The sequence below is a fragment of the Streptococcus sp. HMSC073D05 genome, assembly GCF_001812015.1.
Classification (GTDB): domain Bacteria; phylum Bacillota; class Bacilli; order Lactobacillales; family Streptococcaceae; genus Streptococcus; species Streptococcus parasanguinis_D.
Genome location: NZ_KV807499.1, coordinates 371008 through 389882 on the forward strand (window position 1 = coordinate 371008; position 18875 = coordinate 389882).

The following is an 18875-nucleotide window of genomic DNA, read 5'->3' on the forward strand; positions in this document are numbered from 1 at the left end:
TTCTTCCTTTCGACACTCCATTAATTATAAACTATTCACAGAATTTTTCAAGCTATTCTGACTGAATTCCAAGAATCTCACGAATTTCCTCAACCGATAAACTAGATCGTGTTTCCGTTCCGTCTAAAATCGTTGAGACCAAGTGTCTTTTGGAAGCTTGTAGTTCTTGGATTTTTTCTTCGATCGTACCACGAGTAATCATGCGGTAAACTTCAACATTTTGTTCCTGTCCCATTCGATGGGCACGTCCAATAGCCTGGTCTTCCACTGCAGGATTCCACCACAAATCGACTAAGATGACCGTATCGGCACCAGTGAGGTTCAATCCAACCCCTCCAGCCTTCAGAGAAATGAGAAAAGCATGGCGCTCACCTGCATTAAAAGCATTGGTCATTTCTTGTCGATCTTTAGCGGGAGTAGAACCTGTGATTTTAAAGGAGGTCATGCCAAGCTGGTCAATCTCCTGCTCTAGGATATCCAGCATGCCTCTAAATTGAGAGAAGATCAAAACCCGGTGTTCGCCATCCTTGATTTGACCCAAAAGATCTCGAAGGCTCTCCAATTTCCCACTATCTCCCTGATAGTCTTCCATAAAGAGGGCGGGGGTATCACAGATTTGGCGAAGGCGCATGAGACCCGAGAGAATTTCCACCTTACTCCGATTTAGTTCTTCCTCGCTAGAGCTTCGAACCCGATCTTGAATTTGTTTTAATTGAGCCAAATAGATCGTTTTTTGGCTTTCATCCAACTCATTGTGGTAGGTTGTTTCAATCAAGTCCGGTAATTCTTGGAGCACTTCATCTTTTTTCCGTCTCATGACAAAAGGTTTGACAAATCGTGCAATGGTCTCAGGACTCAATTTTTGAAATTCTCTTTTAGCTGGGAAGAGCCCTGGAAGGACAATTTGGAAAATGGACCAGAGTTCACCCACATGATTTTCAATCGGTGTCCCAGATAGGGCAAACACATGCGGAACCTCAAAGCCACGTAAGTGTTGGGCAATCTTGGTTTGGGCATTTTTCATGACCTGGGCTTCATCTAGAATCAAGTACTCATACTGATTCTTCTGGTATTCCTCCACATCTTGACGAAAAGACGCGTAACTAGTGATAACTACCTGTGGATTGGTTGCGATGAGTTCATCTCGGTGCTGCTTGAGACCATAGACGACTGCCACTTCCATCTGAGGAGCGAATTTTGAAAATTCTTGTTTCCAATTGTAGATGAGACTAGATGGAGCTAGAATCAAGATTTTAGTTTCTTTTTTTGCGACACTGGTCAAGAAGGAAATAGTCTGCAGGGTTTTCCCAAGCCCCATATCATCCGCTAAAATACCACCAAAACCATAATGATTTAACATGGAGAACCATTTAACCCCTGTTTCTTGGTAATCCCTTAGGGTCGCTTGGATTGTCATCTGAGGGAGTTGGAAGTCTTCTGGATGAGTCAAATCATGAGCTAAATTTCGAAAGTCTTCTGAAAAATGAACATTGTCTTGATCTGCCAACAAATCAGATAGCTGATAAGCGGCAATCCGGCGGGCTTGTAGTTTCCCACCCTTGCTCATTTTCGCCCGCAGATCTGCTAAGGCTCGACTGATCTTCTTGGTTTCTTCATCAAAGACAAGAACTTTCCCTGTATGGCTGACAAAATAGTCTTTTTGCCCTACTAGAGCTTTGAGGACCTGGTCCACTTCGGCTGGATCCACACTTTCAAAGTCAAAACCGATCTCCAGTAGACTGCCATTGGTTTTAACATCAATTTTTGGACGCTCCACTTGATAAAGATCTAAAAGGCTATCAGAGAGGGTAACCTCTCCTAAGGCTTCAAAAGTCGGGATCTGTTGGTGAAAGAATGGATAGATTTGCTCACTTGATAAAGGACTTCTTTGGGAAGAAAAATCATCCGTAAAACCTGCTGCTAGCATGGTTGAAAAAACTTCTTGCTCCTTATCGAAATCACTAGAATAAGGAAGATTGAGAAGTTCCTCACGCGTGGTCACCACACGATCCTGGTATTGAAAGACAACATCCAGTAATACAGTCTGATCCTGTGCTAGATCAAAATGAAATTCCGGAGTGAAATCGTGGATTAAAAAGCTGGTCGGGGCTGTTATTTGTCCCAGTTTTTTGAACTCTTTTAAACTATAGGAAAGTTTGGTCTGATCCGTTGGATCAAAATGCAGGCGTTTTTTTCGATCTTGATCCATTGGTAAGTCTTGAATCGCCTTCCATAAGGTCCGCTGTTGGGGCGTCAGGTGATAGAAGACACCATTTCGAAACAGGTAAACAGCAGACTCGACAACCTTCACTTGTGGCTCAGTAATGATCAATTCGTAAAAATCACCATGGTCTTCCACCTGAAAATGAAAGAGATCTTCCTCCCCATGGACATCCTGAAAATAGACTTCAGAAAAATCATACAAGCTGTATTGCAAGAGGAAGGAATCCAAATTCATTAGTAATTCTACAGCTTCTTCAAAGAGAGTCGGTGGAAAATAAAGATGGCGCCCAGCATTGGGAAAGAAATCTTGCTCTTTCGAGCCACTATCTGTGACCAAGCCTTGTAGGAAATTGATCACATCCTGACTAGGCCCATCAAATTCTAAGTAAGAAATGGGTTCATAGTAACTTTTGCCAATTGCAAAGTGGCCTTCTTTCTGAAGGGTCTGCAAAAAAGCTAGCACATCTCTGATCACATAAGAACGCTCGTCTGGCAAGCGACGAATGCGAAGGGTCCACAAGAATTGACCAGAGTATTCATCCTCCTGCCCGACTGCTGATAAGACATAGCGAGTTTCTTTCTTTTCGATTTTTGGAAGGACCTGGTCTAAAAACAAACTTCCAAAAGAGACCTTCTCCTGCGTTTCTTCAGTCGCCGTGGCATCTTCTTCAAGGCTTGTAAGAGCTGCTTTCCCACTGTCATCATTCTTCAAAAAAGCTTCCACAGCTGCTAGATGTGTACAGAATTTTTTCTTTTGAAAGAAAGCACAGCTACAAAAAACAGCATCGTCGTCCAAACTGTACCGCAAGCTTTCTTCTTCCACCCGAAAATATAGGTATTTTTCTTTTACTTCCTGAAGGGAAACCTTCCCAGCTTCATAGAGAAGGCTCCCTTGTGAACGAACCTTCCCAGGAATTAATTTTGCCATGTTTACCACCTTAGATTAATCCCTTTATTATACCATATTTAAGCAAAAATTAGAAAAAATAGTCATCATCTTGAAAGGATTTTAGCCCGTTTTTTACCTGATTTCGTAACGCTCTCAGTTCAAACAGCTATTCCTAATATCTATCTGTTAACTGTTTGATCGAATAGCTAAACAACGGGAATAGCAAAATCCCGATTGCTCATAGAGAAAAGAAAAAACACGACCTTATTTTTTAATAAAATCCCCAGCAATAGGATCAAGAGCTCCAAGCTTACGATCGAACCGAGAAACAGGAGATACAGATAGATTTTAAATAATAAGTACACAAACCTAAAGCTCTCATGATGTTCATGAGTTTACTCTACTCATCCTTAAAAAAAGCATAAGGAATAAAGAATATCCGGACCATGATACTACGCATCTGACTATCCTCCACTTCATTTTACCAGCTTATTAAAAAAAGCAACGCTTATGCGCTACTTTTAGTTATTTTCATAGTTGGAAGAATGAGCGTTTTATCATTTGAAATATCCTTCTCCACTTTTATCCATTTGTCTCTTATTCCCTACTTCCGTTTTCGAGCAATCAAATGGATTGGAGTTCCTTCAAAAACAAAGGCCTTGCGAATTTGGTTCTCCAAGAAACGGAGGTATGAGAAGTGCATCAGTTCTTCTTCGTTAACAAAGACCACAAAAGTTGGCGGCTTGGTTGCCACTTGTGTCGCATAGAAGATCTTGAGGCGTTTCCCTTTGTCGGTCGGCGTTGGATTAATGGCAATGGCATCCATAATCACATCGTTCAAGACAGCTGAAGGAATCCGTGTATTTTGACTCTCACTGATCTGTTTGATCATCTCTGGCAACTTGTGCAAGCGTTGTTTGGTTAAGGCAGAGACAAAAACAATCGGCGCATAAGAAAGGTATTGGAATTGATCGCGAATGTCATCTTCCCACTGCTTCATGGTATGGTTGTCTTTTTCAATAGTATCCCATTTATTGACAACAATGATCATCCCTTTTCCAGCTTCATGAGCAAAGCCAGCGATCCGCTTGTCATACTCCCGAATCCCTTCTTCGGCATTGATAACCATCAAAACCACATCTGAGCGGTCGATGGCACGCATGGCACGCATGACAGAATATTTCTCAGTGTTTTCATAGATTTTACCAGATTTGCGCATACCAGCTGTATCGATCATGGTAAATTCTTGGCCATCTGCATCGGTAAAATGGGTATCGATAGCATCCCGTGTGGTTCCAGCAACAGGGCTTGCGATGACCCGGTCTTCTCCAAGGATCGCATTGATCAAGCTTGATTTCCCAACATTTGGACGACCAATCAAGCTAAATTTGATGATATCTGGATTTTCTTCTTCTGTGTCATTCGGAAGATTTTCGATGATGGCATCGAGAACATCCCCAGTTCCGATCCCGTGGACAGAGGATACCGGTAGTGGCTCGCCCAGTCCTAAGGCATAAAAGTCATAGATATCATTGCGCATCTCTGGGTTATCCACCTTGTTGACTGCAAGAATAACCGGTTTATGGGTCTTATACAAGATACGTGTGACATATTCATCCGCATCCGTGATCCCTTCTTTTCCAGAAACAACAAAGACGATCACATCTGCTTCGTCCATGGCAATTTCTGCCTGATGCTTGATTTGCTCCATAAATGGGGCATCTACGTCATCAATTCCCCCCGTATCGATGATACTAAATTTTCGATTCAACCACTCAGCTGTTGCATAAATGCGGTCACGAGTGACTCCTTCTACATCCTCAACGATGGAAATCCGCTCACCGGCAATCCGGTTAAAGAGTGTAGATTTTCCGACATTGGGACGGCCTACAATCGCAATAGTTGGTAGGGCCATGATTTCCTCTTTTCTAATGAAAGGCGAGACCTCGGTTCAAGAACGCCTCTCTTCATTTCATAATAGTTTGTGTTTTTCTAGTAGTTTTTTGGTCTCTTCTTGTTCAGGTTGACCAAATTGAGCTGCAAGGCGCTCGCTCCAGCTGTCGGTTGCACGCGCTCCAGCATAATCTGCCTGAACCTTGTCATAGGCAGTCACAACTGATAGGTCTTGTTCTTGGTATTCTTCTTCAAAAGCAACCTGCTCCAATGGCAAACGTGGTTTCACCGCATGTTGCTGGTTGGGTACTCCGAGGGCAATCCCAAAAACCGGATAGGTATAGTCTGGCAGACGGAAGAGTTCTGCGACTTCTTCTGAACAGTAGCGCAACATGCCGATAATCACTCCACCATAGCCGAGACTTTCAGCTGCCAATAGTGTATTTTGAGCTGCTAGAGCCGCATCCACTGAGGTGATCAGTAAGTTGTCCACCCCTTCAGGATGGAAATCCTGCTCATGAAGTTTGACAGCTTTTCCAGCACGGTTTAAATCCCCAACAAAGAGGAGAAAGACGGCTGATTGGCGAATCGCTTCTTGAGGAAGCAAGTCGTAGAGGGCTTCTTTCTTTTCCTTGCTTTTGACCACAATCACAGAATAAGACTGAAAATTTTTCCAACTTGATGCCATCTGCCCAGCTGATAAAATTTCCTTGAGGTCAGCTTCTTTGATGGCTTCTTCCTTAAAACGGCGAACAGAAAAATGAGATTTCATTAAACGGATGGTTTCATTCATCGGCGATTGACTCCTTCCAAATGGATTTCCTTGGCTAAAAATTTCACGCGCTCCATGACCCGTTTGGCCTGCCAGGTTTCATCTCCATTACGCGAAGCTGCAAAATGACGTTCCAACTCTTCAAAATTAAAGTTAGAAGTAAAGAAGGTTGGGAGATTTTCCTGCATTCGGTGCTGCAAAATCACTTGTAAGATTTCATCTCGCACCCAGGCTGACATCTGTTCCGCACCGATATCATCGAGAATTAAAATTTCGGCTTTTTTCACCTGATCGACGGTTTCTTTGACCAAGCCTGAACTGATGGCATTTTTAACATCGATCGCAAAACTTGGAAAATGAAGTAGGGTAGTAGAGGCCTGGCGTTTTTCGGATAAATCATGAGCCAAGGCTGCCATCATGTAGCTCTTTCCTACTCCGAAATCACCATAGAGGTAGATCCCCTTTTGATATTCAGGATAGTTGGCCACAAAATTAGCTAATTCTTCAAAGGCCTCAAATCGCCCCTTATCATCGAGTTCTACCTTGGCTAGACTCGCTTCTTTCAAGGTTGAAGGGAGATTGATCAAGTTGAGACGTTGGTTGATCGCAGCTCGTTTTTGGGCTTCGATTAACTCTGGCGTTTCCTCATAAGCGACATCCGCATAGCCTTCATTCATGGTGAGGATGGGCTTATAACCTTTGGCAATATAATCCGGATCTCCCAATAAGAAACGGTTGCGTTCACTAATGTATTGATTAAATTTTGAAATACTCCGTCGAATTTCTTGTTCAGACAAAGACTGGTCCTTGATAAAGGCAGCAACTTCTTGGTCTGCCAAGATCTGTGCGACCAAATCCTCATAGTTAAATTGACGCGCACGGTTCATGTGAGACATGGTTTGACCTACACTTTCCATCTACTCACCTCCTTGATTCAGTTTTTCTAATAGGCGTTGTTTCTCTTTAGCAAGATCCACCTTTTCTGCTTGACTGGTTTGATTTTGATAGTTTGGTTGGCTCCACTTGGGAACATTGCTGTTCTTGCCCTTAGCTGATGTAGGACTCGTCCCCTTGTTTCCTTGAGCTTTAGCTTGTTCCTGGCGTTCTCGAACTTTTAAAATCGCTAGTTCTGCACTGTTGACCCCTTGATAAGAAAAATCATTTCCCACCTTCAAAGCATACTTTTCATTGAGATTAGCAGACTGGGTCTTATTAAAGGTCAACAATAAGATGATATTGATCACCTCATCTAATAAGCCTAGATCAGCTAACTTGGATAAAGTCTTGCGTTCGCTCTGCGTAATGGTCGCATTGCGCGCCTTCTTAATCTCCGCTAGAAATTGTAGGCTGGATTTTGCCTTAGCTTCCCTCAGTATAGTTTCTTCCTGACGGCTATAGGACATGCGGGGTTGCTCTTGGCTAGCCTGAGCTAATTTTTGTTTCATTCTCTTTGGAGAGACGGTACGGTCTACAGCTGTTTCTTTGGCTAAAAGATACGTTTCATACCAGGTCCATTGCTGCTCTTCTGCAATGGCAAAGAGGGCAAGAGTCGCTTCTCCTTCATCCGCAAAACGAAGTCCATCACGCCCCATCATTCGCTTAAACATCTCCATATCAAACTGCTGTTTCTTGCTTGGAACAACGGTCACCTCACCAGCATCTAGTCCAAAGACTTGAGAGAAGGAAACTTGCCGTCTAGTTCCTAAAGAGCGTGCTGGGATCAGATCCTCAACAGCCTTTTCCCCAATCTTTTTTTCAAGCAAGCGTTTGAAAATAGCATTCGAAAAAAATTGTTCTGATTCAAGAGGAGCATGTAACTGGATGGTGATCCCAACTTCTTCCTCATAGAGATCCATCAACCCCATAGCAATTAAACGATCAAAGGCTAGTAGCAACTGTGGAAATCCTATATTCAAGTGATTGAGGATTTGAGCAAGTAAATATTGTTTTTCACCCTGATCATAAGAGGCGAGCAGATAACGATAAATCGCTACTGTTTCTGTCTCTAAAATAGGCAGGTAATACTGCTCCAATGCAGCCCCTGCCGGTGGAAGAAGATTATTTTTTAAAAATGCGAAAGGCGTATTGGGCTTCATCTATTTTTCCTTTTTCTTCTTGGTTCCCTTCGTAATTTGTTTCAAGAGGGTCTCTAACTCACCGACATCCTTGAAACTCCGGTAAACACTAGCAAAACGGACATAGGTGATCTCATCTAGATCTGCTAACTCATCCATGACCAACGAACCAATATATTCACTGTTGATTTCATTATCACTTTGGCTGCGAACCTTTTGCTCGATCCGGTTTACAATTTCTTCAATTTCGTCACTAGAAACAGGCCGTTTTTGAGCTGAGCGGATAATACCATTAAAGATTTTATCACGAGAAAATTGCTCGCGTGTCCCATCCTTTTTGACAACCACTAGGGTCCGCTCTTCCACTCGTTCGTAGGTAGTAAAGCGATAATGGCATTCTTCGCATTCCCTGCGACGACGGATGGTGTTCCCATCTTCAGCTTGTCGACTATCCACCACACTAGACTTACTTCCACCACATTTTGGACAACGCATTTGCTACCTCCTTAAACTGTTTTAACACTTCATTTTACCATAAATTGAATCGTAAAGAAAGCAGAAGAACAGGAGAATCCCCTATGCTTGCTCCTCATTGATCCATAAAAAAGAGTCGAAGGACGATTGAATAAAATCGTTTTCCTTTCGACTCTCCATTTATATTAAAGTGATAATTCAGCTTCTAAGCCATAGTGATCACTGACATGGGGTTTGTTTTGATCATCAAAAATGACATGTAGACGCTGGATGTCCCATTCTGGACTTGCAAAGACGTAATCGATTCGCAATGGAACTTGATTATCCGTCCAGCCATCGATTCCAGGACCTACAGTATAAGTCCCCTTTGTTTCTTTGGCTTCGATAAAACTATCTTGAAGTTTTAGCGAACTGGATAGAATCGTTTCATACCCTTCTTGACCAGCAGGATTATTGAAATCACCAGCTAGAATAAAAGGTTTGCCTACTTGGCTGAAGTAGTTCTCAATGCGTGGCCACTCAAATTGGAAACCTTTGTCCCACCAAGAAAGATGGACGCTGGCAACAGCAATCTCTTTGCCATCTACACTTGTATGGGCAACGGCTACTCGACGAGTATGGTAGTCCGTTGGATCATCCATATTGGATACCAAAATCTCATCCGCCTTCAAGGGTTGACGCGAAAGAACGGCCACACCCTCATTGAGGTGATCATAGCCAATATGGTTGTAGGCCCAAGTCCAATAATAGTGGAGTCCATGAGCAGCTAACTCTTCTACCAATACGCGAACAAAGTGATCCTTGTGAATCGCTACAGATGATGGCAAAGCTTGATAATACTCATCTGTTTCGACTGTTTCTGAGGCCATTTCTTGATTGACCTCTTGGAAACAGATCACATCATATTGCGCTTCTAAAATTTGTTCCTTGAGGGTTTCAAATTTTTGCTGAGCATTCTCTTCCATCCAACTATGGGAATTTAATGTTAAAAATTTCATCCCCTGATTTCTCCTTCTCTCCAAATCAAGAAACGGCAAGAGGCCGGGTGCACTGCCCCAACCTCATTTTCTTTGCCGACGTCTCTTATAATTCTACTGTTGCAACTGGCGCATTTGCTGCCAATTTACCAGTATGTTCGACCTTAACGGATTTAATCGCATCTGCATTTGTGAAGACAACAATTGTTGAAGTTTCACGACCAGCTGCACGGATCGCATCAAGGTCTGCTTCTACCAAGAGGTCTCCAGCAGCCACTGTTTGACCTTCAGAAACTTTAACCTCAAATGGTTTTCCTTCAAGACTAACAGTATCTAGACCGATGTGAACCAAGACTTCCAAACCATTATCTGTTACCAAACCAAGGGCATGTTTGGTTGGGAAGACGCTAGTAACTTTACCAGCAACTGGTGAAACGATGTGGCCATTTTCAGGCTCAACCGCAAATCCGTCACCCATCATTTTTTGTGAGAATACAGGATCTTTCACATCTTCGATGTTGATCACTTCACCATCTGCAACGGAATGCACTTCATCAGTTACCCCTTTAAAGGTTGCTTCAGCTTTTTGAACTGCTGTCATTTGGCTAGGAAGTGTTTCAGGAATAACTTCACCCGAATCAAGAACGTCTTGGATATCAGATTTCAATACGTCAGCTTTAGGTCCGTAGATTGCTTGGACACCTTGTCCTTTCATGACAAGACCCATAGCGCCTTCAGCTTTCCATTGTTCTTCTGTTCCGACTTTTTCAGCGTCCTTAACGGTTACACGAAGACGAGTCATACATGCGTCAACGTCTACGATATTGGCACGTCCACCAAGAAGGTTGATGATGTTAATGACTTGTGAGCTTGCTGAGCTTGTAGCAGCACCTGCTGCTGCACCATCTCCTGCAGGGGCGTCATCATTTTGTTCATAGTTACCGTTACGTCCTGGAGTTGCATAATTGAATTTCTTAATCATGAAGTTAGCAATGAAGTACATGATAAAGGCAAAGAGGACTGTTACCCATACAAAGTTAAAGATATCTAAAGCCAAACCAGCGTTGATGGCCATTGGGGTACGTGTCAAGAACTCGATTGAACCGAATGAGTGGACACGAAGGTGAACCAAGTCAGCCATTGCAAAGGCAGCTCCTTGAACAAAGGCATAGATTAGGTATAAAGGTGTTGCAATGAACATGAACATGTATTCAATTGGTTCAGTAACACCTGTCAAGAATGTAGCAAGGGCAGTTGCAAAAAGCATCCCTTTGTATTTTTCTTTCTTATCTGGGTCAACATTGCGATAGATAGCAACTACAACCCCCATCAAGATACCAAATGATCCAATCATTTGACCAACTTTGAAACGAGCTGGTGTGTACGCATGAAGCAAGTGTTGGTATTGGCTAGGATCTGCCTTCTTCAAGTTAACAAGGTCTGTTACCCAAGCCAACCAAAGTGGATCTTGTCCAAATACAGTTGTTCCTTTGGCAGCACCTGTAAGAACTTGGTAGCTACCACCCAATTGAGTATAGTTGATTGGAATGGTCAACATGTGGTGAAGACCAAACGGCAAGAGAAGACGTTCCAAGGTACCAAACAAGAATGGTGCCAATACTGGAGCTGTTGATTGTGAGTTGGCGATCCAGACACCGAATCCATTAATTCCTGATTGAACCACTGGCCACAAGGCTGCCAAAACCAAGGCTGTAAGAGCTGAACGAACGATAACAACGAATGGGACAAAGCGCTTCCCGTTAAAGAAAGAAAGGGCTTCTGGAAGTTTACGGTAGTTATAGTATTTATTGAAAGCAGTTGCTCCAACAAAACCTGAGATAATCCCTACAAACACCCCCATATTAAGTGCCGGTGCTTCAAGGACACTAATGAAGTAGTCTGCAACTTTAATTGATCCACCTAAGATCGTATGAACGGTAGCATCCTTATCAGCCAACATTGCAGATGTAACTCCAAAAACTGCACCGGTAATACGGTTAATCAAGATGAAAGAGAGACCAGCCGCAAAGGCACCCCCAGCACGCTCTTTGGCCCAGCTACCACCGATAGCGAGTGCAAAGAGGATGTGAAGGTTACCGATAACCCCCCAACCGATTTGTTCGAGAATCCCACCTGTAATAACAAGTGGAGATAAATTCGGGTTGATCATAGGGATTGATTTCCCGATTGAAATCATCAACCCAGCAGCTGGCATGACAGCGATAACGACCATCAAGGCCTTACCAAACTTCTGCCAGAATTCAAAGCTAAATAAACTTTTGAATGATCCTTTATTCATCATTCAACCTCCTTATATTGTTTAAGGCTTTTGTTTTTAAGAAAACGTTTGCGCTTAATTTGTTTCTAGTATACCACATTTTAAAAATTTGTAAAGCCTTACATTCATTTTTTTCTCTAAATTTTATCTTTTTTTATCTTTTTTTAGCCAAATCCTTTTTAAAACCCATCCTTTCCAAACGCAAACGTTTCCCTTGAGTCATAAAAATATTCGAACCCTCTAAGGGTTCGAATATTTTATTCTAATGTGTCTTGCATGGCATAGCCAATCCCACGAACGGTCTTAATATAGCTTTTTTGACCGGGTAGATCAATTTTCCCACGGAGATAACGGATATAGACGTCCACAATATTAGTCTCACCTGTACTCTCGTACTTCCAGACACTTTCCAACAACTGATCTCGTGTCACCACCCCTTTGCTTCCCATCAGAGTCGCTAAGAGATCATACTCTCTGCGGGTTAAACTAATCATGTCTTTCCCACGATAGACGGTATGGTGTTCCACATCAATGCGCAAATTGCGGTATGATGTTGGGATTTTCATCTGGCTACAATGTTGGTCAATATAATCACGTCCTCTAAAAATGGCTGTGATCTTATCTACCAAATCGCTGATAATAAAGGGTTTAACCATATAGGAAACGGCAAAGCGCTGAATACTCTCTTTGTGCTCAGCAATTTTTTCGCGGCTATCCAAAACAATCAAAACAGAAGCTGGGCGAATCCGACTGATTTCCTCTGCGAATGTTTCACCAGACATATCTGACAAATCGTAATTAAACAAGATCAGATCATATTTAGTCGCAGCAATTAAGGCCAGACCCGCTTTTCCATCCTCGACCACATCAACTTGATACCCCTCTTTTTGAAGTTCCAAATCAATGAAGCGAGCGATTTGCTTCTCATTTTCTACTAGTAGAACTCGTTTGACCATAGAGCAAGATTATTTTTCGTCGTACCAAGAATAGTGGAAGGTACCTTCTTTGTCTTTACGTTGGTAAGTGTGAGCACCAAAGTAGTCACGTTGTGCTTGGATCAAGTTTGCTGGAAGATCCGCTGAACGGTAGCTATCGAAGTAAGTGATGGCTGCTGAGAAGGTTGGTACAGGCACACCAGCTTGAACAGCAAGAGCTACGATATCCCGAACTGATTGTTGGTACTTAGCAGTAACATCTAAGAAGTACTCATCCAATAGAAGGTTAGCAAGATCTGCATCGCGGTTGTAAGCATCTGTGATCTTTTGCAAGAAACGAGAACGGATGATACATCCATCGCGCCAGATAGATGCGATGTCTGCAAATGGCAAGTTCCAGTTGTTTTCTTTAGAAGCAACACGCAATTGCGCAAAACCTTGTGCGTAAGAGATGATTTTTGAGAAGTAAAGGGCTTGACGAATCTTTTCGATCAACTCAGCCTTGTCTCCTTCAAATTTGAATGCAGCTGGTTTTGGAAGAACCTTGCTAGCATGTACACGTTCTTCTTTGTAGGCAGAGATGTAACGGGCAAATACTGACTCAGTGATGAGTGACAACGGCACACCAAGGTCAAGCGCTGATTGGCTAGTCCATTTACCAGTTCCTTTGTTTCCTGCAGCGTCCAAGATGTAGTCTACGATTGGTCCATCTTGACCTTCGTCGTCTTTGCGTTTCAAGATATCCGCAGTGATTTCGATCAAGTAGCTGTCCAATTCACCCTTGTTCCATTCAGTGAAGATTTCAGCCATGTCTTCTGCAGAAAGTCCAAGCAAGTGTTGCATGAGGTCATAGCTTTCTGCGATCAATTGCATATCCCCGTACTCGATCCCGTTGTGGACCATTTTCACGTAGTGACCAGCTCCATCAGGACCGATGTAAGTCACACATGGTTTTCCATCTTCAGGCGCTTTTGCAGAGATTTCTTCAAGAACGTCAGCTACCAAGTCATACGCTTCTTTTTGCCCACCAGGCATGATTGAAGGACCTTCAAGGGCACCTTTTTCCCCACCAGATACACCAGTACCAATAAAGTTGATTCCTGAGTTCGCCAATTCTTCATTACGACGGATGGTATCTTTATAGAAAGTATTTCCTCCGTCGATCAAGATGTCACCTTTATCCAAGTGTGGAAGAAGGGCTTGGATAGTTGCGTCTGTACCAGGTCCTGCTTGAACCATGAGCATGATACGACGTGGTTTTTCGATTGAGTTTACGAAGCTTTCGATATCATAGCTTGGCACAAAGTTTTTATCAGGGTGGCAAGCAATTACATCTTCTGTTTTTTCTTTACTACGGTTATAAATGGCAACTGTGTAGCCACGAGATTCGATATTAAGGGCAAGGTTACGACCCATTACGGCCATACCAACAACACCAAAGTTTGCTTTAGTCATGTGACACTCCTCTTTATAGTTTGCCTTTATTCTACCATTTTTCCTCCTCAAAAGAAAGCAGAAAATAGCTTCCCACCTTCTCTAAGAGGGAGAAGATCATGCAAGTTATTTGATCTTAAAAACAAAAGTGCCCGAGAAACAGTTCTCAGACACTTTCTTAAGAATGGTATTAATCTTCTTTAGAAGCTAACTCCTCTGCTTCAATGACCGGTTGTTCTCCTTCTTTGAGTTTGTTGACCGTCATATTAACTCCAAGGGCTCCTGCTAGTAATTGACGAATATCAAATCCAGCTCCTTGAGAGACTTGGTCGATACTTTGCATAATATCTCCCACCATCTTAGAAGCATTGCCTTCCCCGTACATGGTGATCTTATCAACCTTGGTTAATGGTTCTGCGACAGCACGCGCAATTTCAGGCAACTTGTCAACGACCATTTCAGTAATGGCTGCTTCTTGCATTTTCTTCATCGCTTCGGCCTTTTGGTCCAAACCTTTGGCTTCGGCTTCCAGTTTCAAGCGAATAGCTTCAGCCTCGGCACGACCTTTGGCTTCAATAGCTTCGGCCTCTTGCAATTGGGCAAATTTCTCAGCTTCGGCTTGGGCTTTCCGAGCTTCGGCTTCTTTTTGTGTTTCGAAGAGTTCAGCTTCGGCCTTGCGTTGGCGTTCGATCAATTCTGCTTCTGCAGCTTGTTGACGCGCATATTTTTCAGCTTCAGCTTGTTTGCGGATGTTGGCATCCAATTCTTGCTCACGAACCTTAACTTCGCGCTCTTTGACTTCCGCTTCTTTTTCCTGTTTCATGATATTGGCTTCGGCTGCCACGCGCTCTTGTTCACGACGTTGCACTTCTGCCTCAATTCCTTTAGCGGCATCTGCTTTTGCTTGGGCAATGTCTGCTTCTTGCTTGAGGGCTGCTTGTTTGAGTTTCAGTTCATTTTGTTTTTGCGCAATTTCAAGATCGGCAGCGACGCGTTTGTCGTTAGCCAATTTATCTTGTTCTGCTTCGACTTCCTTGCGTTCACGTTCTGCTTTGGCTTTGGCAATCAAGGCATCTTTCTTAATGGTTTCAACATTTTCAATCCCGAGGTTATCGATGACTCCCCCTTCATCAGAGAAGGATTGAACCGTAAAGGCGATGACTTCTAGACCCATTTTAGCCAAGTCTGGCGCTACGTTGTCTTGCACTTTTGAGGCAAACTCTTGACGGTCATTGACCATCTTACGGAGCTCCATCTGACCGATCACTTCCCGCAAGTTTCCTTCCAAGACATCTTGGACAGAATTGGAAATATCTGTCGTATTCCAGTTCAAGAAGTTTTCTGCAGCCCGGGCAATCATTTCATCGGTTGTACCAATTTTTAATTTAACAGCTGCATCGGCACGGACGTTAATGAAGTCCAGTGTTGGGACTGCTTCTGACGTCCGAACATCTGTCGAGAATTGCTCAATATCAAGATAAGAGCGTTGTTCGACAAAGGGAATCATAAAGCCAGCTTTCCCACGCAAGTGACGTTGCTTCCGAAGACCGGTAATGACCACGACTTCGTTGGGTTTAGCGTTCACATAACCTTTAACAAGCAAAATCAAAATAATAACTGCGACTATTAGGCCGGTAATCAACCAACCTGGAATAAATAAAGTATCCATACTTTTTCTCCTTTTTAGAGGTCTCCCCTCTGTTATTTATTAATCCTAGTATATCAAAAGAAGGCCTTTCCTCAAAGAAAAGACCTGTATTTATGTCTAAATTTATCAAATGTAATCTCTAGCTTATTCTTCGTCAAACAAGCCATTTAGACCAGCGAAAGGACTGTTTTCTTCTTTCTTGATCGCTTGAACGGCTTGGTATTCTTCTTCGGATAAGATTTTCCAATCATTTCCTTCGATAAAACCTTGTCCAGCCTCTTCTTCTGGAGTGAGAACCTTGAGAGGAATATTGAGCAGGATATTATCCGCTACACTCTCACTCAGGTCAATCTTCCCACCTTCGATTGGAAGGATCAAGTCTTCCTCTAGGGCCTCGATATCTGCGTCAGACTGTACATCTTCAGCAAACACTTCTGTTACAGGATAGCTCTCTTGAAGCTCGACAGGCTCCATGCTTCGGCTAGATGCCAAAACGATGGTGTAGCTCAACTGGTAATCCAAGATATAGAGGCCTGTATCATAGGCTACTCGTCCTGTCGCTGTCACATTCTTTAAATCAAGAATTTCTGAATTACGCTTTTGCAGATCCTTTAACAAATCCAACTCTTGATCAAAAGCTAGTCCTTCAGGATTTTTACGGATTTCTTGTGTATATAAGTTCATTCTTTTGTCCTCAAATCTTCTAGATACTACTAGTATATCATGAAGCTGCCCCTCAACCAAGAAGTCTCCTCAAAAATTTGTTATAATCATGAAAAAAGATACAGTAACTAGGCCAATTGGTGTTGTACACAAGGTCCCACCATCTCTTGGACAAAAGAGGGTCACTGGCTAGGGTATTGAGCAATGTTAGATAGAGGAGAATTCATGAAAGATATCGGAGCAGTTTTTCGGCAAATACGTGAAAGTCGTCACATCTCTTTAGAGGAAGCTACGGGTGGCGAATTTTCGCGCTCCATGCTGTCTCGATTTGAAAGAGGAGAAAATGACCTAACCACACAACGGTTTTTTCAGGCCCTCCAACAGATCAAAACCAGCCTCAGTGAGTTCTCTCATCTAGCAGGGATCGATCAGCAATCCTTTATTCCCAAATTGTTGAAAGAGCACTATGAAAACATGAGCTTAGAACACGACCAAGCCTTGTACCAAAGCTACCAGCAAGCCTACCAGAAGCATCAGAAAAAAGAAGACTTCTTAGCCAGCATTATTCTCAAGGCCCAAATGCTTGCCATCTATCCTGAAGTGGAGCTCACTTCTTGCCAAGAGGAACTAGATTTCCTCCATGACTATCTCTTTTCTGTCACGATCTGGGGAAATTTTGAATTAAACCTGTTCTCTCTGACCTCTCATCTTTTCTCTAGTCAGCTCTATCGACAATACACAGAGGAGTTGGTCCAAAGGGGGGATTTCAAGCTTCTCCTAGATTCCTCTAGTCCTGCCATCAATTCTATTTTCCTTAATGGCTTTTTTCTCGCCATTAGTTCAAATGAATTTGAAGATGCAACCTATTTTGATCACCTGATTAACAACCACTTTTACTCTGAGAACGAAGCCTACCTGCGGACGGTTTATCTCTACGCCAAAGGAGAATTTCTCTATCGAAAGGGAGAAAAAGAAATCGGTCTTGAAAAGATGGAACAGGCCATCCAGGTTCTCTCTATTCTGGATTGTAAGGACAGTGCCAGCTACTACAGACAGGGCATGCAGGAACTCATCAAAGAAACCTAAAAAACTCACAGATCTACTCTGTGAGTTTTTGTTGAAAATATGCAACATTAATTTTTTCTTGCTTTTTAGGTTTACAATAGGACTATCAAGTAAAGAAAGAAGGTTCTTCCCATGATGACCAAACTAAAAAACCACTTCCTCCGCTTTCTTCTCTCACATACCAGCGTTTATCTGAAGGATCAGGAACTTCTTCTCTCTGATGATGAGAAACTAGACCTCTTCAAACAGATCGTTCGATCTATCAAACAAGTCCTAGCAACTGATCACGTGAAGGAGGAAGGCTTATGAAACTCTTAGCTCGTAATAAAATTTTTGCCTTACTCAGCCTTTCTCGCTTTTTGAATACCCTTGGTGCTGCCATCTACAATCTGGTCTTTGTGGTCTTTGCTGCCAGCATGCCTCAGCCTAGTCTGGCAGTTGGCATTGCCAATCTCATTGTATTTATTCCTAGCCTCTTTAGCATTTTTGTTGGTATGAAGGCTGACCGCACGAAGAAAAAAGCTAACTGGTTGATCCGCATTGGCTATCTTCAAGCCATCCTCTTCATCCTTATTGCTCTCATGACCAAGATTCCGGGTTACCTTGCCTTTTCGATTGTTTGCTTCTTAAACATAGTTTCAGATTGTTTGAGTGATTATCGCGGAGGCTTGCAACTCCCTATCATGAAAAAGAACATCCCCGACGAGGATTTGATGGAGGCCTATTCCTTCAACCAACTACTTAGTATGGTCTGCTCGATTTCTGGACAAGCTCTAGGAGTTTGGTTGCTAGCCATCAGCCATCAAAATTTTGCCCTGGTCGCTTCGATCAATGCATTGACTTTTCTCCTGTCTTCTACCTGTCTCCTGATGAGAAAAAAGCAGCTGACACATGATCCCGTCATTGAGCCCCAAAGTAAGAATTCTTTGGTACAAGAATGCCAAGAGATGTACCAGAACGCTAAAAGTATTTTTGCAGATGAGGAGGTCCACCACTTTGGCAAGTTGCTCTTCTCATTGGTTCTTATCAATGCCCTAGGGGGATCCATCTCTGGTATCTACAATTTGCAACTGCTTCACTCCCCCTTCTTTCAGTTGAGTTTTAGCCAATCCCTCTTGATTTTAGAGGTAGTGACTATTTTAAGCATGGTCTGGGCTAGCTTGACACCCCATGACTATTTTTCCAAGCAATCTCTCCATCATATCCTCCTGTGGATCGCAGGTGGGCTGACCATGCTTGGGCTCACAAATATCCTGGTACGCTGGGACATTCTTTCCCTTCTACTCATCACATTCCTTGGTTATCTTGTTGCAAAAATCAACCCAAAAGTTTCCAGTCTTTTAATGAGTAAATTACCCGCTGAAAAATTAGCTTCTACCTCTAGCTTTTTGGGACTGATGGTCAGCTTTGCCATGCCCCTTGGAACAGCTCTCTTTTCTAGTCTAGCTATCTGGAGCCTTCCCCTAGCTTGGGGGACCTTTGCTATCCTTGGTTTCACTACCCTCCTCTTAACTACTAAATCATGACCACCCGTCAAACGGGTGGTTTG

Annotated in this window: 15 protein-coding genes; 3 read left to right on the forward strand and 12 right to left on the reverse strand. The window is 42.9% G+C overall.

The window, feature by feature from the left end:
- Nucleotides 1-52: 52 nt before the first annotated feature.
- From HMPREF2832_RS09285 to HMPREF2832_RS09340, 12 genes are all read right to left on the reverse strand, one after another.
- On the reverse strand, nt 53-3151 hold the full coding sequence (locus tag HMPREF2832_RS09285; protein WP_031575506.1) for a pilus expression-regulating Snf2 family helicase: 3099 nt from the start codon (nt 3149-3151) through the stop codon (nt 53-55).
- A 565-nt stretch (nt 3152-3716) separates the two neighbouring features.
- Nucleotides 3717-5027, reverse strand: a complete 1311-nt coding sequence (der, locus tag HMPREF2832_RS09290) for a ribosome biogenesis GTPase Der (protein WP_031575509.1) — start codon at nt 5025-5027, stop codon at nt 3717-3719.
- A gap of 57 nt (nt 5028-5084) precedes the next feature.
- Nucleotides 5085-5798 (reverse strand): nitroreductase family protein, encoded by a 714-nt coding sequence (locus HMPREF2832_RS09295; RefSeq protein ID WP_049497789.1) that lies wholly within the window; start codon nt 5796-5798, stop codon nt 5085-5087.
- Nucleotides 5795-6694, reverse strand: coding sequence for a primosomal protein DnaI (gene dnaI, locus HMPREF2832_RS09300; RefSeq protein ID WP_003008404.1), 900 nt, complete (start codon nt 6692-6694; stop codon nt 5795-5797). Before dnaI ends, HMPREF2832_RS09295 begins: the two co-directional genes overlap by 4 nt.
- Nucleotides 6695-7873, reverse strand: coding sequence for a replication initiation and membrane attachment family protein (locus HMPREF2832_RS09305; protein WP_070506946.1), 1179 nt, complete (start codon nt 7871-7873; stop codon nt 6695-6697). It abuts the gene before it with no gap.
- Complete coding sequence (nrdR, locus tag HMPREF2832_RS09310) at nt 7874-8347, reverse strand: transcriptional regulator NrdR (protein WP_003005476.1); 474 nt, start codon at nt 8345-8347, stop codon at nt 7874-7876. It abuts the gene before it with no gap.
- Between the two features lie 164 nt (nt 8348-8511).
- Nucleotides 8512-9324 (reverse strand): endonuclease/exonuclease/phosphatase family protein, encoded by an 813-nt coding sequence (locus tag HMPREF2832_RS09315; RefSeq protein WP_049474028.1) that lies wholly within the window; start codon nt 9322-9324, stop codon nt 8512-8514.
- Between the two features lie 85 nt (nt 9325-9409).
- On the reverse strand, nt 9410-11602 hold the full coding sequence (locus HMPREF2832_RS09320) for a PTS transporter subunit IIBC (RefSeq protein ID WP_037608409.1): 2193 nt from the start codon (nt 11600-11602) through the stop codon (nt 9410-9412).
- A gap of 236 nt (nt 11603-11838) precedes the next feature.
- The gene (locus tag HMPREF2832_RS09325; RefSeq protein ID WP_049492430.1) at nt 11839-12537 is read right to left on the reverse strand and encodes a response regulator transcription factor; all 699 of its coding nucleotides are present in this window, start codon (nt 12535-12537) and stop codon (nt 11839-11841) included.
- Between the two features lie 9 nt (nt 12538-12546).
- Entirely contained in the window at nt 12547-13971 is a 1425-nt protein-coding gene (gndA, locus tag HMPREF2832_RS09330; protein WP_003004949.1) for an NADP-dependent phosphogluconate dehydrogenase, read from the reverse strand.
- Nucleotides 13972-14140: 169 nt separating this feature from the next.
- Entirely contained in the window at nt 14141-15619 is a 1479-nt protein-coding gene (locus HMPREF2832_RS09335) for a flotillin family protein (protein ID WP_003005145.1), read from the reverse strand.
- A 123-nt stretch (nt 15620-15742) separates the two neighbouring features.
- Nucleotides 15743-16282 carry a YceD family protein gene (locus HMPREF2832_RS09340; RefSeq protein ID WP_070506950.1) on the reverse strand — a complete coding sequence of 180 codons (540 nt, stop codon included), beginning with the start codon at nt 16280-16282 and terminating at the stop codon, nt 15743-15745.
- Nucleotides 16283-16486: 204 nt separating this feature from the next.
- On the opposite strand from HMPREF2832_RS09340, the gene HMPREF2832_RS09345 reads away from it, so the two are divergent.
- The 3 genes from HMPREF2832_RS09345 (at nt 16487) to HMPREF2832_RS09350 (ending at nt 18852) form a co-directional block, all read left to right on the forward strand.
- Nucleotides 16487-17347: a helix-turn-helix domain-containing protein gene (locus HMPREF2832_RS09345; RefSeq protein ID WP_070506957.1), complete on the forward strand. Its 861-nt coding sequence runs from the start codon at nt 16487-16489 to the stop codon at nt 17345-17347.
- 111 nt (nt 17348-17458) lie between these two features.
- The gene (locus HMPREF2832_RS10425; protein WP_162837396.1) at nt 17459-17635 is read left to right on the forward strand and encodes a hypothetical protein; all 177 of its coding nucleotides are present in this window, start codon (nt 17459-17461) and stop codon (nt 17633-17635) included.
- The gene (locus tag HMPREF2832_RS09350) at nt 17632-18852 is read left to right on the forward strand and encodes an MFS transporter (protein ID WP_070506960.1); all 1221 of its coding nucleotides are present in this window, start codon (nt 17632-17634) and stop codon (nt 18850-18852) included. Before HMPREF2832_RS10425 ends, HMPREF2832_RS09350 begins: the two co-directional genes overlap by 4 nt.
- Nucleotides 18853-18875: the final 23 nt, after the last annotated feature.

Bases quoted from the DNA above. Each gene is read 5' to 3' on its own strand.
- dnaI (WP_003008404.1), bottom strand. From the start codon at position 6,694: ATGGAAAGTGTAGGTCAAACCATGTCTCACATGAACCGTGCGCGTCAA.
- HMPREF2832_RS09295 (WP_049497789.1), bottom strand. From the start codon at position 5,798: ATGAATGAAACCATCCGTTTAATGAAATCTCATTTTTCTGTTCGCCGT.
- HMPREF2832_RS09305 (WP_070506946.1), bottom strand. From the start codon at position 7,873: ATGAAGCCCAATACGCCTTTCGCATTTTTAAAAAATAATCTTCTTCCA.
- der (WP_031575509.1), bottom strand. From the start codon at position 5,027: ATGGCCCTACCAACTATTGCGATTGTAGGCCGTCCCAATGTCGGAAAA.
- HMPREF2832_RS09345 (WP_070506957.1), top strand. From the start codon at position 16,487: ATGAAAGATATCGGAGCAGTTTTTCGGCAAATACGTGAAAGTCGTCAC.
- HMPREF2832_RS09340 (WP_070506950.1), bottom strand. From the start codon at position 16,282: ATGAACTTATATACACAAGAAATCCGTAAAAATCCTGAAGGACTAGCT.
- HMPREF2832_RS09285 (WP_031575506.1), bottom strand. From the start codon at position 3,151: ATGGCAAAATTAATTCCTGGGAAGGTTCGTTCACAAGGGAGCCTTCTC.
- nrdR (WP_003005476.1), bottom strand. From the start codon at position 8,347: ATGCGTTGTCCAAAATGTGGTGGAAGTAAGTCTAGTGTGGTGGATAGT.
- gndA (WP_003004949.1), bottom strand. From the start codon at position 13,971: ATGACTAAAGCAAACTTTGGTGTTGTTGGTATGGCCGTAATGGGTCGT.
- HMPREF2832_RS09320 (WP_037608409.1), bottom strand. From the start codon at position 11,602: ATGAATAAAGGATCATTCAAAAGTTTATTTAGCTTTGAATTCTGGCAG.
- HMPREF2832_RS09350 (WP_070506960.1), top strand. From the start codon at position 17,632: ATGAAACTCTTAGCTCGTAATAAAATTTTTGCCTTACTCAGCCTTTCT.
- HMPREF2832_RS09335 (WP_003005145.1), bottom strand. From the start codon at position 15,619: ATGGATACTTTATTTATTCCAGGTTGGTTGATTACCGGCCTAATAGTC.
- HMPREF2832_RS09315 (WP_049474028.1), bottom strand. From the start codon at position 9,324: ATGAAATTTTTAACATTAAATTCCCATAGTTGGATGGAAGAGAATGCT.
- HMPREF2832_RS10425 (WP_162837396.1), top strand. From the start codon at position 17,459: ATGATGACCAAACTAAAAAACCACTTCCTCCGCTTTCTTCTCTCACAT.
- HMPREF2832_RS09325 (WP_049492430.1), bottom strand. From the start codon at position 12,537: ATGGTCAAACGAGTTCTACTAGTAGAAAATGAGAAGCAAATCGCTCGC.